The organism is Bradyrhizobium sp. SZCCHNR1015 (assembly GCF_032489875.1).
Classification (GTDB): Bacteria; Pseudomonadota; Alphaproteobacteria; order Rhizobiales; family Xanthobacteraceae; genus Bradyrhizobium.
The window spans coordinates 126,936-144,999 of the sequence record NZ_JAUEYW010000005.1 but is presented as its reverse complement, the minus strand read 5'-3'; the positions used below and the strand labels follow the sequence as shown (position 1 = coordinate 144,999).

Genomic DNA, 18,064 nt, shown 5'->3' with positions numbered 1-18,064 from the left:
GGGGAGCCCTGGTGGAATTGTCGGCTGAAGAGGCGGACGGTCGCTCGCGGCTTTTCCGGTCGGTGCGAGAAAATTCGCCATTCCAGAAATAACGCTTTCGCTTTTCCGGAAACTGTGCTTTAGTGCCGCCATCCCGCCTCACTCGGAAGGGGCGTTGCGCGCGATCGTCACGACACGCGAGGCGGGGAGCGATGGCCGCGATGGAGCCGCAGCGTGTCCTTCAAGGATGCGCGGACGAACGGCTCGGCGCGGACGTGAAGTCGCAGCGTGCTGACACCCCGACGCTGGTGTTACGTTCGCGACGGCGCTGACGCGCCGCGCGGATCATGGTGGCCAACAAGCCCGGCGCACCAGGCAGACTGCGTATAAGCGTGAACACCATCGCGCAGGGAAGGCCGGGCGTTCTCGGCTGCACCTGTGGTACCTGCCGCCTGCATTTTTCTCGCAGGCGGGCCGCAGGCGCCAGCCGGCGCCTGGCCTTCCCTGCGCCCTCCGACTTTTGAGAGGGTGAGATGATGGCATGACTCGGCGCGAGCGGCGCGCGAGGATGATAGATCGTGTCTCTTGGAGTGAACGAGGGTTGCACTTCAAATTCGGTCGTCATCCCCGCGAACGCGGGGGATCCAGTACGCCGCGGCCTGTCGAGGACTGACGCCTGCCTCTGGATACTGGGTCGCCCGGTCGAGCCGGGCGACGACAGCGGGGCGAGCCGCGCCAGCGTGCCCGACACAACCTCACCCGTGCACGACGGCCTTCGCGATCATGCAATGAATGCCCTTGGAGCCGTTGACGGTCTGGGTCACCCGCAGGTCGGCGGCGAGGCTGCACAGCGTGTAGGCGTCCTCGCGCGACAAATTGCGCTTCTCGCCGAGCAGCACGATCATGTCGCGCAGTGCCCGCACCGCGCATTGGTCGAGATCGGGGTCCATCGCCATCGTCATGTAGTGCGTGGCGGTCTCGGCGCGTGGATAGTCGAACTTGAGATCCTTGCGCACGGTGAGGCGGAAGCGGCCCTGCAGCGCGGTCTCGATCGCCGTGACGCAGACCTCGCCGTCTCCCTGCACACCATGGCCGTCGCCGCAGGAGAACAGCGCGCCCGGCACGAACACCGGCAGATACAGCTTGGCGCCGGCACCGAGCTCCTTGTTGTCGAGATTGCCGCCCATCGCGCGCGGGATCAGCGAGGTGATGCGGCCCCAGGCCGGCGGCGGCGCCACACCCATCACGCCGAAGAACGGCGCCAGCGGCAGCTCGAGCCCCCACGGCAGCTTGCCGACCATCCGTTCCTTGTCGAGCGGGATGTTCATCAGCCGGCTCTCATGGAAATCGTCGGGCAGGGTGCCGGCCAGCGGGCGGATGAAATTGTAGCCCCAGTCCTGCCGCAGCTGGACGTCGAGGATGTCGACCTCGAGCACGTCGCCGATTTCGGCGCCGTTGACCGCGATCGGCCCGGTCAGGATGTGGCCGGGCACCATGCGCTCGCTGCGGGCGTGGACGTCGAACAGCTCCGGCGGCACGTGGAACTTGCTGGTATCCGGCACCACGTCGGGTCCGCCGCTGATCGAATCGATCGTGACCTCGTCACCGCTGTCGACCGTGAGCACCGGCTTCAGCCGGGATTCGAAGAAGCCCCAATGGCAGGTCTCGGGGCTGGCGTGCAGATGGTGATGGGCCATGATCCTCTCATTCATCCCTGTTCGGGCCTGAGCATAACGCATCCCATGCCGTTCGCAGAGAGATGGCAACGCATGGCGGCTGTCGTGTATGAGGGCGGCCGTGGCCATTCACCCCGCGCCGGAGCTCGCAATGTTCTTTGTCCTGTCGAAGACGCTCGGCTTGCTGGCACTGCCGACCAATTTCATGATCGCGCTCGGCCTCGTCGGCGCCATCCTGATGCTGACCCGGTTTGCCGTGCTGGGGCGCAGGCTGGTCGTCTCGGCCATGCTGCTACTGGCGATCGTCGGCCTGACGCCGCTCGGCAGCCTGATGCTGTATCCGCTGGAGAGCCGGTTTCCGAAATGGGACCCGGCGAACGGCGCCCCGGACGGCATCATCGTGCTCGGCGGTCCCGTCGATTCCGATCTCTCGGTGATGTACGGCATGCCGGTGACGGTGGCGGGCGCGGACCGTGTGATCCAGGCCGCCGCGCTGGCGCGGCGCTACCCGACTGCACGCATCCTGTTCACCGGCGGCAGCGCCAATCTGATCGCGACCGAGGCCAAGGAGGCCGATGTCGGCGCCGAGATCCTGCTCAGCCTCGGCGTGCCCAGGGAGCGGCTGCTGCTGGAGCGGCAGTCGCGCAACACCTACGAGAATGCGATCTTCTCCAAGGCGATGATCTCCCCGAAGCCGGGCGAACGCTGGCTGCTGGTGACCTCCGCGTATCACATGCCGCGCTCGGTCGGGCTGTTTCGAAAAGCGGGCTTTCCGGTCGAGCCCTATCCGGTGGACTGGCGCGTCGGCCGCGTGCTGGATTTCGACGGCATCTCGCTGCTCGGCCTGCGCCGCGCCGACATCGCCGTGCGCGAATGGGTCGGGCTCGTAGCCTACCGCCTCCGCGGCCGCATCGACGATCTGTTTCCCGGGCCGGCCTAGGCGGTTGTTGTGCCGAAGCCCGCCGCTTTCGCTGCCAGCTCGCCGCGCACGCGCGCGACGACCGGCTCGTAGCGGCAGCTCGAATCCTGCCGGAACAGCCGCGCGCTCGGATACCACGGGCTGTCGTCGCGATCCCTGAGCCAGCGCCAGTCGGCCAGGTAGGGCAGCATGATCCAGGTCGGACGTCCGAGCGTCGCGGCGAGATGCGCGACGCTGGTGCAGACGGTGACGACGACGTCGAGGCAGGAGATCAGGGCCGCCGTCTCGACGAAGTCGGTCAGCTCGGCGGTGAGGTCGCGGATGCCGCTCTGCTGCGCCAGCATCGTCCTGTCCGCGGGCCGCAGCTCCTTTTGCAGGCTGATGAAGTCCGCGTCGACATCGAGCAGCGGCAGCAAGGTCGACAGCGGCATCGAGCGGTTGCGGTCATTGCCCTGGTGCGGGTTGCCGGACCAGACCAGCCCGACGCGCAGCCGGTCATGCGACCCCAGCCGCTGCTCCCAGGCCGCGCTGCGCTCGGCCGGGAGCGGCGGCAGATAGCCAGCGGGCGGGATGGTGGCGAGCGTGGTGCCGAAAGCGAACGGCAGGCTCATCACCGGGCAGTGCATGTCGAAGGCGGGCCGCTGCAGCTCCGGCGCGTACGCAAGACATTGCGACACGCCTTCGACACCGGCCAGCAGCGGCCGCAGCGCCTCGCGGACCACCAGGATCACCCTGGCGCCGCGCGCGGCGAGCATCGGCAGGTAGCGCGCGAACTGGATGGTGTCGCCGAAACCCTCGTCCTCCTCGATCAGGACGGTCTTCCCGGCGATATCCTCTTTGCCCAGCCATTTCGGCTCCGCAAAGCGCGGATACTCGGGCGAGAAATCCGGCATGTTCCAGCGCGCTTCGCGCCGTGCCCAGCCAGCGGCGTAGTCGCCACATTGCAGCTCGACATGGGCAAGCTGCCAGGCCGCCTTGGCGTGACTCGGCTCGAGCACGAGGATCTGCCGGTAGACGGCCGCGGCGTCCTCGAAGCGCAGCAATTGAAGCAGCGCAAAGCCCTTGTTCAGCAGCACCTCGACGAAGTTCGGGCGCAGGCTCAGCGCCTGGTCGAACCACGGCAGCGCCTCCGCGCTGCGGCCGAGACAGACGAATGCATCGCCGAGATTGTTGCAGACCATCGCCTCGGCTGGCGCCAGCGCATGCGCGCGTTCGCAATCGGCGAGATACGCGTCGTAGCGTTTGAGCTCGCGGAAGCATCGGGCGCGCATCTGCAGCGACTGCAGGTCGCCCGGCCGCTGAGTCAGGCAGATCGTGAAGGCCTGGGCGGCTTCCTCATAGCGCTGCTGCTGATGCAGCAGCAGGCCGCTCTGGAACGCGGCCTCATGATGCGAAGGATCGATCGTCAGCGCGTGCTGATAGCTCAACAACGCCTCGGCGCCGCGGTCGAGCGCCAGCAGTACGCCGCCCATGTGCTTCCACAGCTCGGCGTCGTCGGGCTTGAGCTGGATCGCCTTGTCGAACACCGCGAGGGCGTCGTCGAGCCGGCCCATCTGCTTCAGGGTGAAGCCCAGGCTGGTGAGATAGTCGATCTTCGGCGTCTGCCGGATCGCGCGCGAGAACCACGCCACGGCATGATCGTGCTGACCGGTTTGCAGCGCAATAATGCCCATCAGCGCAAGGCTGTCGGCATGGGTCGGGTCGGCGGCCAGCGCCTGCTCGCAGCACATCTGGGCATCGAGCAGACGTCCTCCGCCGAGGTGATGCAGTCCCGCCTCGTAGAGCGCGGCGGGCGACAGCGCGGGCGTTCCGCCGGGGCCGGCCGTTGCGCTCTCGGCGCCTTCCTTCCGGTCGCTGCGGGTCATCGTCTGGTCCTGTCCGAGGATCGAAAATTCATAAGTGATTCCCGCGATATCGAGAAGGATCACGGTATGGCGGGTGAGCCCGGACGGCGGAAATACTGGCATCATCAGGTGCGACGGTCTAACAAGCCGCCCGAAGCCGAACCACACGCGGCGCGGACGCCCGGTGCGGCAGGGAGGGAACGCCACATGCAACAGCCGAACGCGGCAGACAGGCTGGACCTGGCGGCCATGGTCGCCGATCTCAACAGCCTGCTGCGGCTGAAGACGACCGTGATCGGCATCAAGATGTTCGCCCGCGTCGAGGACATGGAAGCGATCGAGAAGATCCGCCGTCCCAACGCGGTGCACACCACCGACCAGATCGTCAGCATGGCTTCGCGGCTCGGCTGGACCGTCGGCATCACCGGAGATGATCTGGTCGGCGCGCAGTGCCGCGCGGTGATCGGGCTCGGCCCGCAGGACGAGGCCTGGCTCGAGGGCGCGAACTATGTCGGCGTCTGGCACGGCACGGCGGAGGATGCGCGCAAGCGGCAGGAGGCGCTCGATGTCGTGCCGTTCGGCCGCTACCAGGCGATGGCGGTGAGCCCGCTGTCGAGCGGCCGCCTGGATCCGCCGGACATCTGCCTGGTCTATGCGACGCCGGGACAGATGATCATCCTGATCAACGGCCTGCAATATGTCGGCTACAAGAAGTTCGAGTGGGGCGTCGTCGGCGAGACCGCCTGCGCCGATTCCTGGGGCCGCGCGCTGAAGACCGGCGAGCCGAGCCTGTCGCTGCCCTGCTTCGCCGAGCGCCGCTATGGCGGCGTGCCGGACGAGGAGATGCTGATGGCGCTGAAGCCGTCCGATCTCGCCAAGGCGATCGCCGGCATGAAGCAGCTCGCCAGGAATGGCTTGCGCTACCCGATCGCCCCTTACGGCATTCAGAACGACGTCCGCGCCGGCATGAGCGTGTCTTATGGAAAGAAATAGAACCACATCCGCCGTCATTGCGAGCGAAGCGAAGCAATCCAGAGTCCTGTCCGCAGCCCTGGATTGCTTCGCTTCGCTCGCAATGACGGAGCAACTGATTTGCAGCTGATCTCCAGGGAACACCAATGACCTCACCGAAATTCGATCTCGTCGTCTACGGCGCCACCGGCTTCACGGGCAAGCTCGTGGCTGAATATCTCGCCACGCAATATCGCGGCGACGCCTCGCTGCACTGGGCGATGGCCGGCCGGAGCCTGGACAAGCTCGCTTCCGTGCGGGACGAGATCGGCGCGCCCACCGACACGCCTCTCATTGCCGCCGACGCCTCCGATCCGGCGTCGCTGCAGGCGATGGTGGCGCAGACGAAGCTCGTGCTGACCACCGTCGGTCCGTATCAGCTCTACGGCAACGAGCTCGTCGCCGCCTGCGCCGAAACCGGCACCGACTACGTCGATCTCTGTGGCGAGCCGGTGTGGATGCGGCAGATGATCGACAAGCATCAGGCGACCGCCGAGAAGAGCGGCGCGCGCATCGTGTTCTCCTGCGGCTTCGATTCCGTACCGTTCGAGCTCGGCGTCTACTTCGTGCAGCAGCAGGCGAGACGCGTGCTCGGCGCGCCGGTCGCGCGCGTGAAGGGCCGCGTCCGTGGCATGAGCGGGACCTTGTCGGGCGGGACGGCGGCCAGCGCCAAGGCGACATTCGATGCGGTCGCCAAGGATCTGAGCCTGGTAGCGATCCTCAAGGACGCGTTCGCCCTGACGCCCGGCTTCAAGGGGCCGAAGCAGCCGTCAGGCAACAAGCCCGTCTATGAGGAGGATCTGCAGTCCTGGACGGCGCCGTTCATGATGGCGCTGATCAACACCCGCAACGTCCACCGCTCCAACATGCTGATGGGTTTCCCGTACGGCCAGGACTTCGTCTATGACGAGATGGTGCTGACCGGTCCGGGCGAGAAGGGCGAGGCCAACGCCAAGAAGGTGATGGCCGCCAATGCCGAGAAGACCGGCCCGAACGCGCCGAAGCCGGGCGAGGGGCCTTCCAAGGAAGAGCGCGAGAACGGCTACTACAATCTTCTTTTTGTCGCGATCGCCCCCGACGGCCGCCAGGTCCGCGCATCCGTGAAGGGCAACCGCGACCCCGGCTACGGCTCGACCTCGAAGATGATCAGCGAATGTGCCGTCGGCCTGTTGCGCGACGGAGCTGGCGTGAAGGGCGGTTTCTGGACTCCGGGCGCGGCGCTCCAGGACAGCCTGATCAAGCGGCTGGTCGACCATGCCGGCCTGACGTTCGCGGTGGAGGACTAGGAGGCTGCGATGTGCGGACCGATCCCTGCGGATCAGCCCGCGTCGACCTGGTGGGCGCGGGTGGCGGCGATCATGCCCCACATCGTGCCGAGCATCAGGAAGAAGTGCCGCCAGTGATCGGTATCGATGATGAAGCTTTCGCCGACGGTGCCGAGGAAGGCTGCGAAGATTGCGATGTAGGTGCGCTGCCAGGGCACGCGCACGAGCAGATAGCGGAAGCCGAGGACGACGGTGGTGAAGACCAGAGCGGGATAGCAGATGCCGGACAGCCAGCCGCCCGACATGAAGGCGTTCAGATAGGAGTTGTGGGTGTCCTCGGGGAAGTAGTTGTGGAATTGCAGCGGCCCGATCCCGAACGGCAGGTCGAGCGCCATGTCGGCGCCGAGGATGTGGCGGCCGAACCGGCCGAACCGGCCTTCGTCGTAGCTCTGGTCGAAGCTCGCCCGCTGCTTGAACATGTCGGCGATGGAATCGATCGAGAGCAGTACGCCGATCAGGACGAGGCCGGCCACGGCAGCCGCGAGCGTCATGACGATGATGCGGGAGCGCTCGCGGGGCGAGGTGCTGGTCAGTACCATCAGCGCCAGCATGAAGGCCGCCGTGAGAACGAGGCCGCCCCAGGCCGCGCGCGAGAAGGCGAGCAGGATGGCGAGCGCCATCACGCCGAGGGCGAAGCTGGCGCGCAGCGTCGCTGCGAAGCGGGCGGTGACGACGTTCTGCAGCGCGAGCAGCGCCGGCAGGATCAGGAATGCGCCGAGCACGTTCGGGTCCTTGAACGTGCCGCGCGCGCGGCCATACAAGGTGAGGAGATCGTATCCGCCGGGCACCAGATGGAAGTAGCCGGCGACACCTGCAAGGGCTGCGATCGCGCCGCCCATGACGAGGCCGCGCCGGAGCATGTCGAGCCGCGCTTCGGTGTCGTCCGAAATGAGCATGGCGATGAAGATGGCCGTGAACGCCATGTACCAGGAGGTGGCGATCCAGGTCGAGATCTTGGAATCGTCGAGCAGCGGTATGGCGCTGATCGTGTAGCCGAGATTGACCAGGACCAGCAGCAGCAGGAGCGGCACGAAGACGAGGCGCAGCCTCATGCCGGTCGCAATGAACACCGCGGCGGACGCGAGCGTCACGAGCTCGTAGGGGCTCGGTTCGATGAACACGATGGCGCCGGAGGCGCCGACCAACCAGACCAGCGCACGCTGCAGGGCGACGACGCCGGGCGGGGCCATCGGTCTGGACGCGAACTCTCCGGCTGCCGCCGTCATGGCCATCGCGAACTCACACTCATACGCAACGCAGGGCGGGATCGGCCGGACACACGCGCGAAGCGGACGTGGGTCCGCTCCGGATCCCCGCAATCAATAGGCGTTCTCGCTCTTGGTCATCAACGCCAGCGGCGTCTTGAGCAGGATGTAGACGTCGAACAGCACGGACCAGTTCTCGATGTAGTAGAGGTCGAACTCGACTCGCTTCTGGATCTTCTCCTGGTTGTCGATCTCGCCGCGCCAGCCGTTGATCTGCGCCCATCCGGTGATGCCGGGCTTCACGCGGTGGCGCGCGAAATAGCCGTCGACGGCCTCGTCGAACATCCGGTTCTGCAGCTTGCCCTGAACCGCGTGGGGCCGCGGGCCGACCAGCGACAGGTTGCCCTTGAACACCACGTTGAACAGCTGCGGCAGCTCATCGAGGCTGGTCTTGCGGATGAAGCGGCCGACGCGGGTCACGCGCGGATCGTTCTTGGTGACGACCTTGGACGCCGTGGGATCAGCCTGGTGGTGATAGAGCGACCGGAACTTGAACACGTCGATGCGCTCGTTGTTGAAGCCGAACCGCTTCTGCCGGAACAGCACCGGTCCCGGGCTGTCGAGCTTGATCGCGAGCGCGACCAGCGCCATCACCGGCAGTGCGAGCAGCAGGATGAGGCCGCCGACCAATCGGTCAAACAGCATCTTCATCACCAGATCCCAGTCGGTGATCGGCGCCTCGAACACGTCGAGCGTCGGGACCGCACCGAGATAGGAATAGGAGCGCGGGCGAAAACGCAATTTGTTGGTATGGGCCGAGAGGCGGATGTCGACCGGCAGCACCCACAGCTTCTTCAGCATGTCGAGGATGCGGGTCTCCGCCGAGATCGGCAGCGCGAACAGCACGAGGTCGACGCGGGTTCGGCGCGCGAACTCCACGATATCATCGACCTTGCCGAGCTTCGGCGCGCCGGCACAGGTCTCGAGCGAACGGGAGTCGTTGCGGTCGTCGAACACGCCGAGGATCTCGATCTCGGAGTCGTCCTGCGCCTTCAGCGCACGTACCAGATCTTCGCCGCTCTGGTCGGAGCCGACGATGATGGTCCGTCGATCGAGGCGCCCTTGTCGGGCCCAGCTGCGGATCAGGTTGCGCAGTACGACGCGGCTCGCGATCAACGCGCCGAGTCCCACGAAGAAGAACGCGGCGAGCCAGAGACGGGAAACTTCGCTGCCGATCTTGGCGAAGAAGGACAGTCCGATGAACAGCAGGAACACGAAGCAGTAGGACGAGATCATCCGAGTCATCTGCCTCACCTGGGCGCGGAAGACCTGGATCTGGTAGATGTCGGCGGCCTGGAAGCACACCACCGCGCTCACGGCGAGGCCGACGATGGCAACGAGATACTCCCAATGGAAGCCGCTGAGCGGAACCACGTAGCCGAAATAGACGGCGCTACCGACGACACTCAACAGCACGAAATCGGTGATGCGGACGATGCCGGCGAGGACGATCGGAGAATAGGCGCGGTGAACCTTCTGATTGGCGACCGCCAGGGCCGCCGGCGACAGGCGGCGACGGCGTTCAACGGCCGGCTTGCCTGCCGCGGCCGTGGATGCGGCCGCGGCCGCAGCGGCATCCAACATCGAGCGAGCGTTGATCGGTTCCACAGTCGTACAAGCCCGGATTATGTTTGTTAGTATTTGTGGTCATGTAAGCGCTGATAGCGCCGGGGGAAATTCCCTACCGGCGGGATTACGAGCCAAATCGGAAGAAACGGTTAGCGATGGTAAATGACGTCAGGTCTTGGTAAACGCCTCGCGGTAGCTGTCGAGCACGCCCTCGACCATCGCCTTCTGCGAGAAATGCTGGAAGACGCGCTCGCGCAGCGCCTTGGCGCGGAGCTGCGCGGTGGCCGGATCGTCCAGTGCGGCTGCAATTGCGTCGGCCAGCGCGGTCGCGTTGCCCGGCATGAACAGCGCGTCGTTATGCGGTCCGAAGATTTCCGGAATGCCGCCGACTCTGGCCGCGATCATCGGAACCCCGGCGGCACCCGCTTCGATCACGACATAAGGCATGGAATCGCCACGCGAGGGAACGACGAGCAGGCTTCCCTTGGAAAATCCGTCGCGCGCCTTCACATGGCCGATGAAGCGCACCGCGGCCGTAAGACCGAGGCGTTCGACCTGAGCCTTGAGCTTCGACATCTCTTCGCCGTCGCCGCCCAACGTCAGCGTCAGCGGCCGGCCACGGGAGCGCAACAGCGCGACGGCGTCGATCAGCAGATCCGTGCCCTTGATGTGCCGGAATTCGCCGACATAGGCCAGGTCGGTCTGGTCCTGAGCCGGCGTGACCGGGTCGAATTCGCCTGCAGTGACGCCGTTGAAGACGCAATTCACCAATCCCCTGGGATGGCCGATCATGCGCTCATAGGTATCGCGGGCGAAGGCGCTCTCGAACAGGAAGAGGTCCGTCCGGTTCATCAGCGCACGTTCAAGCCGCCCGTACAGCGCGCCTTTGAGCGTGTCGAGCGGGTAGTGCAGCGAGCCGCCGTGAGGCGTGTAGATACGGATCGTTCCTGGCCGATGCGGCAGCAGGCGGACGAACGCGCCGGCCTTCGCGCCGTGGCCATGCAGCACGTCGGGGGCGAGCGCGCGGGAGAGGCGATGGAACCGGCTGAGTGCCAGAATGTCGCTCGGCCAAGGCTCCCGGTGAATGGGAATGCGGTGCACGCCGAGTGTCAGGCGGGGCGCGATCTGGGCCAGCGCGGCATCGGCGCGTTCGCCGCCGGTCAGGCTGTCCGCAATGATGCCGACGTCATGCCCGTGATCCACTTGACCGTTGGCAAGGTCAAGGATGTGCCGAAAGATGCCGCCGACGGGAGCTCTGACGGCGTGAAGGATTTTGAGAGGTTTGGTCTGCGACGGTGCCATGTCGAACTCGCCCGCGCCATCGGGTTGCGCGTGGTTTCGCCAGGCTCCGCCGAGGGTGCTGATCTGACGACTGGCGGATAGAGGAAGCACGGGCGCCTCTCGTCGGCTGAATATTGATAGCTCCAACCTCGATAGAGGCTTGATGGTTAACAAAGTCTCACTTGTCGTCGCTGCCGGGCGAGCTCGCTCCAACATTGTGACGATCTGGCGCAAGCCTACTTGTAGCGAGCAGCATATGGCGAAGGATGACGATTGTTCTATAGGGCGAGGTTGCAGGCGCTCCGGTTAACCCGTCAGCAACCTTAATTGAGTGTAATTGTACCACGTATGGTAGCGGCGTGGCGTAGGTCTCGCGGGAGTGGATGATGCGGTTGGCGTTCTGGCGTGCCGGCAAGACGACACAGGTTGACGGAGCTTCCGTCCGACCCGTGACAGGCTCGTCATCGTCGGCCGAGCCGGGCCCAGCCGGCGATCTCGATCTCCGGCTGGTCGGCCGCGCCTTGGCACGAAAGCGCGGCTTCATTCTTTTGCCGACGCTGCTCGCTCTCGTTCTGTCGATCACCGCAGTCAACATGATCACGCCGCGGTACAAGTCCGAAGCGCGGATCCTGATCGACGGCCGCGAAAACGTGTTCGTGCGGCCGAACGGCGAGCGTACCGAGGAGCGAACGGCACTCGATCCCGAGGCGGTCACCAGCCAGGTGCAACTGGTGCTGTCGCGCGATCTGGCGCGCGACATCATCAGGAAGAACAAGCTTGGTGAGCTGCCCGAGTTCGATCCAGTCCTGCGCGGCGTGTCGCCGCTGAAGTCGGTCTTGGCGATGGTCGGGCTCGTGAAGGATCCGCTTGCCATGACGCCGGACGAGCGCGTCATGGATGCCTATTACGAGCGCCTGACGGTCTACGCCGTCGACAAATCGCGCGTCCTCGTCGTCGAGTTCCAGTCGCAGGATCCGGCGCTCGCGGCACAGGTCGCGAATTCGATCGCGGACGGCTATCTCGTGGTTCAGCAGAACGCCCGCCAGGCGCAGGCGAAGTCGGCCAGCCAGTGGCTGGCCGGGGAGATCCAGGGGCTGCGCAAGAAGGTCGAGGAAGCGGAATCGCGGGTCGAGGAGTTCCGCGCCAAGTCGAATTCGTTCATGGGGACCAACAACACCTCGCTGTCCAACCAGCAGATGGGCGAGGTCAACACCCAGCTCAACAACGCCCGCGCCTTGAAATCGGACGCCGAGACCAAGGCGCGGCTGATCCGCGAGATGCTGCAGAGCGGCCAGCCGATCGAGGCATCCGAGGTGCTCAATTCGGAACTGATGCGACGCTTGTCGGAGCAGCGCGTGAGCCTGCGTGCGCAGCTCGCCGAGCAGTCGTCGACACTGCTCGACAATCATCCGCGCATCAAGGAACTGAAGGCGCAACTGGCTGATCTCGACCGCCAGATCCGTGACGAGGCCGGCAAGATCTCCCGCTCGCTCGACAGCGACGCGCGCATCGCCGACGGGCGGGTGCAGATGCTGAGCCAGAGCCTCGAGCAGGCCAAGAAGCAGGCCACCTCCACCAATGGCCTCGATGTCCAGCTGAGGGCGCTGGAGCGCGATGCCAAATCGCAGCGCGACCTGCTGGAATCGTATCTCGCCAAATACCGCGAGGCGAACACCCGCGAAACGCTCGACACGCCGCCGGCGGATGGACGGATCATCTCGCGGGCGGTGGTGTCGAATACGCCGGCCTATCCGAAGAAGCTGCCGATCGTGCTGATCGCGACCCTGGCGACCCTGATGCTGACCTCAGGCGTGGTCATCACCGGAGAGCTGCTGCGCCTCACGGCGCCGCGCGCGGCGGGCCCCACCGCCCCGGCCATGGGCAGCATGGCCGACGTCATGGTGCTCGCGGCGCGGGTCGAGCCGATGATCGCCCCGCGGACGGTTTCCGCATCGCCGGCCGTTGCACCACCTTCGACGCCGGCGCCGGTTGAGGCCACGCATCCGGCTTTCGTACCGCCGCCCGTCACGGCCATGCAGGCGGCCGAGGCGCCGTCGGCCGAGCCGATCAAGCCAGCGCCGATGAACGAGCTCGAGCAGCTCGCATCCGATCTGCTCGCCGCGGGCGAGGGCGCCCGCAAGGTCACCGTGCTCGGCACGGCCGGCGGCGATGCCGTCACGTCCACCGCGCTCGCGATCGCCCGCACCATGGCGGCGCAGGCGCGCGTGGTGCTGGTCGACCTCGCCGGCAGCCCGCAATTGCTTGCAGGCGTCTCGGTCGATCCGGCCGCGCCCGGCCTGATCGAGCTGATGCTGGGCGAGGCGTCGTTCGCGTCCATCATCACCAAGGACCAGACCTCGCGGCTGCACATCGTCAACGCCGGCCGCCCGGGCGCGGACCGCAGCCAACTGCAATCGCCGCGGCTCGCGCTCGCCATCGACGCGCTGCTGCGGGTCTACGACCACGTCCTGCTCGACGCCGGCAATGCCTCCGACCTGCCGGCCGAGCTGTTGACCGCGGGCGCGCGCGCCGTCGTCGTGCCCGATCCCATCATGGCCGCCGAGGCGCGCAGCCAGATGAGCGAGCAGCTGCGCGAGGTCGGCTTCGGTGCCGTCACGATGCTGAAGGCACCGGGCGGAGGCGCGAACCGCAACCAGCCGGGGCCGCGCGGCGTCGCCGCCTAGTCTTCGGCCTTCTCGTTCTCGTTGGCCTTGGCGACGCCGCCACGCGATTGCAGCGCGCCGCGCAGGCGCTGCGCCAGACGGAGCAGGGCAGGGCTGTGCTTGACGGCATGCTTGGCCCGGCTGACCGCAGCCATCGTCGTTGCGGCAACGCGGCCCCGCGCGGTCAACGGCATGAAGCTGTCGAAGATCGGCTCGTCGTCCTTGCAGAACATCCGCTTGTAGTCGTCCGATCCGATGCCGAGATCGAGGGCGCGAAAATCCTGTTGCGCGTAGTGATCGATGATCGAGCGCATCAGGATCAGCCCGGGGCTCCAGCGCGCATTCTCCGATAGCGTATAGGTGTTGAACATCATCGAGAAGCGCGCCCCGTCGGCGACGCCGGCAAACAGCGCGATGATCTCGGCATCGCAGCGCAGCGCATGGATATCGATGGCGCGATGTCCGCAACCGAGCTTGGCCATGCAGGCGCTGCGCACGAAGGCCTCGACACCTGCTTCCGCGAACACGTTCGGAAGCTTCTGCTCGGCCATGCGGATCGGCTTGGTGCGGAAGAACCAGTCGAGCAGCTCGGCAATCTCGGCGTCGCTGCCCGCGACCATGTAGCGATAGCCGGGCAGCGCCTGCAGCTTCTTTTCCTTGCTCTTGAGCCGCTTGCGGAATGAATTCGACAGCAGCGCCGTCGGCGCGGCGCCCGGCGGCATCAGCAGCACCGGGCAGTCGTTCACCGACGGCTGGTGCGGCCATTGCGCCAGCGGATTGGCGACATCGCCCCAGCGCTGCGGCTGCTGCGTCAAGGCGAGCACGTCGACACCGCCGCGGTCGCGCAGCCCTGCGAGCAGGACGTCGAGATCGCCGGCGCCGGCGCGCGCGGCGAATTCGCCATCCATCAGTGGCATGTTGAAGGTCGTATGCTTGCCGCCCATGAAGCTGGCGATGCGCATGCCGCAAGCGTGCCGCAACGTCAAAGGCAACAGCAGCAGCGGACGTTGCTCGGCATCACGCCCGATGACGATGAACGGCGTAGCATGCTCGCGTGCGCCGACGTCGCGCTGCCATGCGCCGAGCAGATCGAAGCGCTGGTACGGCGTCGAGACATGGGCGGGATCTTCGAGCGCGCGCCAGACCGGCTCGGCGGCCGCCAGATCGGACACGATGTCGACCCGCGCGAGCCCCGACGGCAGCCGCCGCGCGGGCGCCTGCGCCGTCCGGCTCTCGATCACGGCGGCCATGGTCATCGCGCAGCTCGCGTTGTCGTGGAATTTTGTTGCTTGACGTCCGGAGACCCTCGCAAAGAAGTCTCAACAAAAGGTAATGGCAATGACTTCGTCCCAAATCGGGAATGACACAAACAAAGATCTGTTCAAATCGGCAGCGCCCACGCGATCTTGACGGCGGATGGTCGCTATCATCGGATGGCGGTGATCATGACGCGATCGCGCCATGGTCTGTCCGCATCAGGTGGGCGCGGACGATCTGGTTTCAAGTGGGATTTTCGGAAGGGGCGCGGGAATTGTCGTCGGACAACAGGTGGCTGCGCAGCGCCCGGCTCGAATTGGCCTATTTCAGCGGTCGCACGCTGCTCGCCTCGCGCGCCACGGGCGGCGCCGGTGCCGTGCTGCGGTTCGAGCGGGTGCGGCCGCGGCGCAAGGGCGCGTTCCAGCCGCTGACATGCGCGGAGATCACGCCCGTCTTCCTCGACAAGGTGATCCGGGCGCTGAAGCGCTGGGGCTACGAGATCGTCTCGCTCGACGAGGCCTGCGGCCGGTCGGTCCGGCTGCCCGACAGCCGTCGCTTCGCCTGCCTGAGCTTCGACGGTGCCGCGAAGGACCTGATCACGCACGCCTATCCGGTGCTCGCCCGCCACGGCGTGCCGTTCACCGTCTACGTGCCCTCGGCCTTTCCTGACGGGCTCGGCGAAGCCTGGTGGCTGGCGCTGGAGGCCGTGATCGCGCGCGAGGCCCGCATCAGCCTCGTGATCGATCATCGTGAGCAGCGCTTCAACGTGTTTACGCCGGCGGAAAAATACGAGCTGTTCGCGTATCTTTCGGCGTGGCTGCGCAAGCTGCCGCCAGCCGAGTTGTCGATCGCGATCCGCGACCTCTGCTCGCGCCACTCGGTCGATCTCACCGCGCTGAGCCGCGAGTCCGCGATGGACTGGGCCGACATCGCCCGGCTCGCCGCCGACCCCAACGTCACGATCGGCAGTGCCACCGTGCATTATCCCGTGCTCGCCAATCTCAGGGATGCCGACGCCCAGCGCGAGATCACGATGGGCAGGGCGGTGCTGGAGACGGCGCTGCGCCGCCCGGTCCGGCACATGGCGTATCCGTTCGGCGACCGCGACAGCTTCCGCCGCAGCGATGTCGTGCTCGCCGAGCAGGCGGGTTTCGTCAGCGCGGCCTCGACGATGCCAGGCGTGGTGCAGAGCGAGGGCCGCACCCATCTGCACATGCTGCCGCGCATCGCCTGGGACGGCCGCTCGCGCTCGCTGCGCGCCTTGAAGGTGCTGATGGCCGGGGTGACCCTGCCGCGGGAGAAAGCCGCGCAGCCGCCGAAGCTCGATCTCGGCTGATCAGCCCTGCTGTTGCTCCCGATCGGGGCGCAGCATCCAACTGACGATCGGCATCGCCGGCAGCACCCATCCCATGCCGACAACGACGTAATACACCGCCTGCAGCCAGCCGGAATTGGCGATCAGGGGGAATTGCGCCATCACCATGCCCATCATCGACCAGGCGAAGGCGAGCAGCAGCAGCGCGACAGCGCCGATCAGTTTGCGGGTGCGGATCGTCATGACGGGATTGTCAGCCTCGGCTGGGGGCGGCGCGGCTTGCGCGCGATTTCCCCGGGATTATAAGGGCCTGTCAGCCCCGGTTCAATCGAGCGTTCAACGTCCATGACCACGGTTCCCGCTACCCGCGATCTCGCTGCGATCCGCATCTGGCTCCTCGTCGTGGCCGGCCTGATCGCGCTGATGGTGCTGGTCGGCGGCGCGACGCGGCTGACCGAATCCGGGCTGTCGATCGTCGAATGGAAGCCGGTCACCGGCACCCTGCCGCCGCTGTCCGAGCAGGCCTGGAGCGATGCGTTCGAAGCCTACAAGACCATTCCGCAGTACCGGCAGATGAACGCCGGCATGACCCTGCACGAGTTCAAGACCATCTTCTGGTGGGAGTGGAGCCACCGGTTGCTCGGCCGCGTCATCGGCATGGTCTACCTGCTGCCCTTCCTGTGGTTCCTGTGGCGCGGCGCCGTCTCCGGGCCGCTCGGCCGCAGGCTGTGGCTGATCTTCGGCCTCGGCGCGCTGCAGGGCGCGGTCGGCTGGTGGATGGTGGCCTCCGGCCTCACCGAGCGCACCGAGGTGGCGCCGGTCCGGCTGGCGACGCATCTCGCGCTGGCGCTGCTGATCTACGCGTCGATCGTCTGGACCCTGCGGCGGCTCGCGCCGCGCGAGGAGGCCGAAGTGCCGGCGCGGCTGCGGCTGACGGCCTGGGTGCTGGTCGGAATCACCTTCGTGCAGCTCTATCTCGGGGCGCTGGTCGCGGGCCTGCGCGCCGGCCTCGTCTACAACACCTGGCCCGAGATCGACGGCGGCCTGATCCCGAAGGCGGCCAATCTGTGGATCCATTCGCCGTGGTGGATCAATCTGTTCGAGAACGATTTGACGGTGCAGTTCATGCATCGCATGACCGCCTACACGTTGTTGGCGCTGGCGGCGTGGCACGCCTTCGACGTGATGCGTGCCGGCGCCGGCCGCAACGTCGTGCGCGGCGCGCACCGGCTGCTGGCGGCGATCCTGGTGCAGGCGGTGCTCGGCATTCTCACCCTGCTCGCGCTGGTGCCGATCTCGCTGGCGCTGCTGCATCAGGGCACGGCCATCATCGTGTTGACGCTCGCCGTGCTGCAGGCCGAACGCCTGTCGCCGCGGCGTGTCGCTGTTGTCGCCGTGCCGCAGGCGGCCGTGGCGGCCGGGCAGGCGGGGTAGGGCGTTCTCGCGCTCGCTGTTGCAGCGACCTCCGCCGTCATTCCGGGGCGCCCGCAGGGCGAGCCCGGAATCCATTGAGCCGCGAGACACGCTGGAAAATGGATTCCGGGCTCGTGCTTCGCACGCCCGGGAATGACGACTGGGACGTTCGGCGCGAGCCAATGAGCGCCTTTGCGTGCAACTCCCGATCTCGCCAAGACATACACCCTCATCCTCGCGCGCTTGTGCGCCGAGCCATGCCGATCGTCTCGCCCCCGAAAAACGCGAGGGCGCAGGGAAGGCCGGATGCCTGGCCGGCACCCATGGCCCGCGTGCAAAGAAAAAAGCACGCGGCGGTCACCACAGGTACGGCCGAAAACACCCGGCCTTCCCCGCGCGATGGTTTTAACGCTTATACGCGATCTCCCCGGGGACCGGGCTCTCTTGCCCCCGTCATCTCGCGCGATGTGTGAGCACCGCTGCGAGACTTAGCGCCAGCGTCGGGGCGCCAGGACCACGCGATTTCGCCGTCCGTGACAAGCCGCTC

At 66.5% G+C, this 18,064-nt stretch carries 13 protein-coding genes; 6 read left to right on the top strand and 7 right to left on the bottom strand.

Annotated elements, in window-relative coordinates:
• Positions 1-734: 734 nt before the first annotated feature.
• On the bottom strand, positions 735-1,676 hold the full coding sequence (locus QX128_RS10700) for an acetamidase/formamidase family protein (protein ID WP_316181504.1): 942 nt from the start codon (positions 1,674-1,676) through the stop codon (positions 735-737).
• 130 nt (positions 1,677-1,806) lie between these two features.
• On the opposite strand from QX128_RS10700, the gene QX128_RS10695 reads away from it, so the two are divergent.
• Positions 1,807-2,595 carry a YdcF family protein gene (locus QX128_RS10695; RefSeq protein ID WP_316237507.1) on the top strand — a complete coding sequence of 263 codons (789 nt, stop codon included), beginning with the start codon at positions 1,807-1,809 and terminating at the stop codon, positions 2,593-2,595.
• Here the strand turns inward: QX128_RS10695 and QX128_RS10690 are convergent.
• On the bottom strand, positions 2,592-4,439 hold the full coding sequence (locus tag QX128_RS10690) for a tetratricopeptide repeat protein (RefSeq protein WP_316237506.1): 1,848 nt from the start codon (positions 4,437-4,439) through the stop codon (positions 2,592-2,594). The genes QX128_RS10695 and QX128_RS10690 overlap by 4 nt on opposite strands.
• 186 nt (positions 4,440-4,625) lie before the next feature.
• Between QX128_RS10690 and QX128_RS10685 the strand changes: the two genes are divergently transcribed.
• Both QX128_RS10685 and QX128_RS10680 read left to right on the top strand, forming a co-directional pair.
• A complete protein-coding gene (locus QX128_RS10685; RefSeq protein WP_316237425.1) occupies positions 4,626-5,411 on the top strand; it encodes a DUF169 domain-containing protein in 786 nt (261 codons plus the stop codon).
• Between the two features lie 125 nt (positions 5,412-5,536).
• Positions 5,537-6,715 (top strand): saccharopine dehydrogenase family protein, encoded by a 1,179-nt coding sequence (locus tag QX128_RS10680; RefSeq protein ID WP_316181499.1) that lies wholly within the window; start codon positions 5,537-5,539, stop codon positions 6,713-6,715.
• A 32-nt stretch (positions 6,716-6,747) separates the two neighbouring features.
• Here QX128_RS10680 and QX128_RS10675 read toward each other — a convergent pair whose 3' ends face one another.
• The 3 genes from QX128_RS10675 to QX128_RS10665 all read right to left on the bottom strand — a co-directional run bounded on the left by QX128_RS10675 (position 6,748) and on the right by QX128_RS10665 (position 10,890).
• Positions 6,748-7,986: an O-antigen ligase family protein gene (locus QX128_RS10675; protein WP_315799656.1), complete on the bottom strand. Its 1,239-nt coding sequence runs from the start codon at positions 7,984-7,986 to the stop codon at positions 6,748-6,750.
• An 87-nt stretch (positions 7,987-8,073) separates the two neighbouring features.
• Positions 8,074-9,603, bottom strand: a complete 1,530-nt coding sequence (locus QX128_RS10670; protein ID WP_315799657.1) for an undecaprenyl-phosphate glucose phosphotransferase — start codon at positions 9,601-9,603, stop codon at positions 8,074-8,076.
• Between the two features lie 153 nt (positions 9,604-9,756).
• On the bottom strand, positions 9,757-10,890 hold the full coding sequence (locus tag QX128_RS10665) for a glycosyltransferase family 4 protein (RefSeq protein ID WP_315799658.1): 1,134 nt from the start codon (positions 10,888-10,890) through the stop codon (positions 9,757-9,759).
• Between the two features lie 365 nt (positions 10,891-11,255).
• On the opposite strand from QX128_RS10665, the gene QX128_RS10660 reads away from it, so the two are divergent.
• On the top strand, positions 11,256-13,553 hold the full coding sequence (locus tag QX128_RS10660) for a lipopolysaccharide biosynthesis protein (RefSeq protein ID WP_316237424.1): 2,298 nt from the start codon (positions 11,256-11,258) through the stop codon (positions 13,551-13,553).
• Here the strand turns inward: QX128_RS10660 and QX128_RS10655 are convergent.
• Positions 13,550-14,788, bottom strand: a complete 1,239-nt coding sequence (locus QX128_RS10655; protein WP_316237423.1) for a GNAT family N-acetyltransferase — start codon at positions 14,786-14,788, stop codon at positions 13,550-13,552. The genes QX128_RS10660 and QX128_RS10655 overlap by 4 nt on opposite strands.
• A gap of 275 nt (positions 14,789-15,063) precedes the next feature.
• Here QX128_RS10655 and QX128_RS10650 point away from each other — a divergent pair, with 275 nt between their 5' ends.
• Positions 15,064-16,125 (top strand): polysaccharide deacetylase family protein, encoded by a 1,062-nt coding sequence (locus QX128_RS10650; RefSeq protein ID WP_316237422.1) that lies wholly within the window; start codon positions 15,064-15,066, stop codon positions 16,123-16,125.
• Here the strand turns inward: QX128_RS10650 and QX128_RS10645 are convergent, their stop codons facing one another.
• Positions 16,126-16,347: a DUF2842 domain-containing protein gene (locus QX128_RS10645; protein ID WP_315799662.1), complete on the bottom strand. Its 222-nt coding sequence runs from the start codon at positions 16,345-16,347 to the stop codon at positions 16,126-16,128. It lies immediately after the preceding gene.
• A gap of 102 nt (positions 16,348-16,449) precedes the next feature.
• On the opposite strand from QX128_RS10645, the gene QX128_RS10640 reads away from it, so the two are divergent.
• Positions 16,450-17,538, top strand: coding sequence for a COX15/CtaA family protein (locus tag QX128_RS10640; protein ID WP_316237421.1), 1,089 nt, complete (start codon positions 16,450-16,452; stop codon positions 17,536-17,538).
• Positions 17,539-18,064 lie beyond the last annotated feature (526 nt).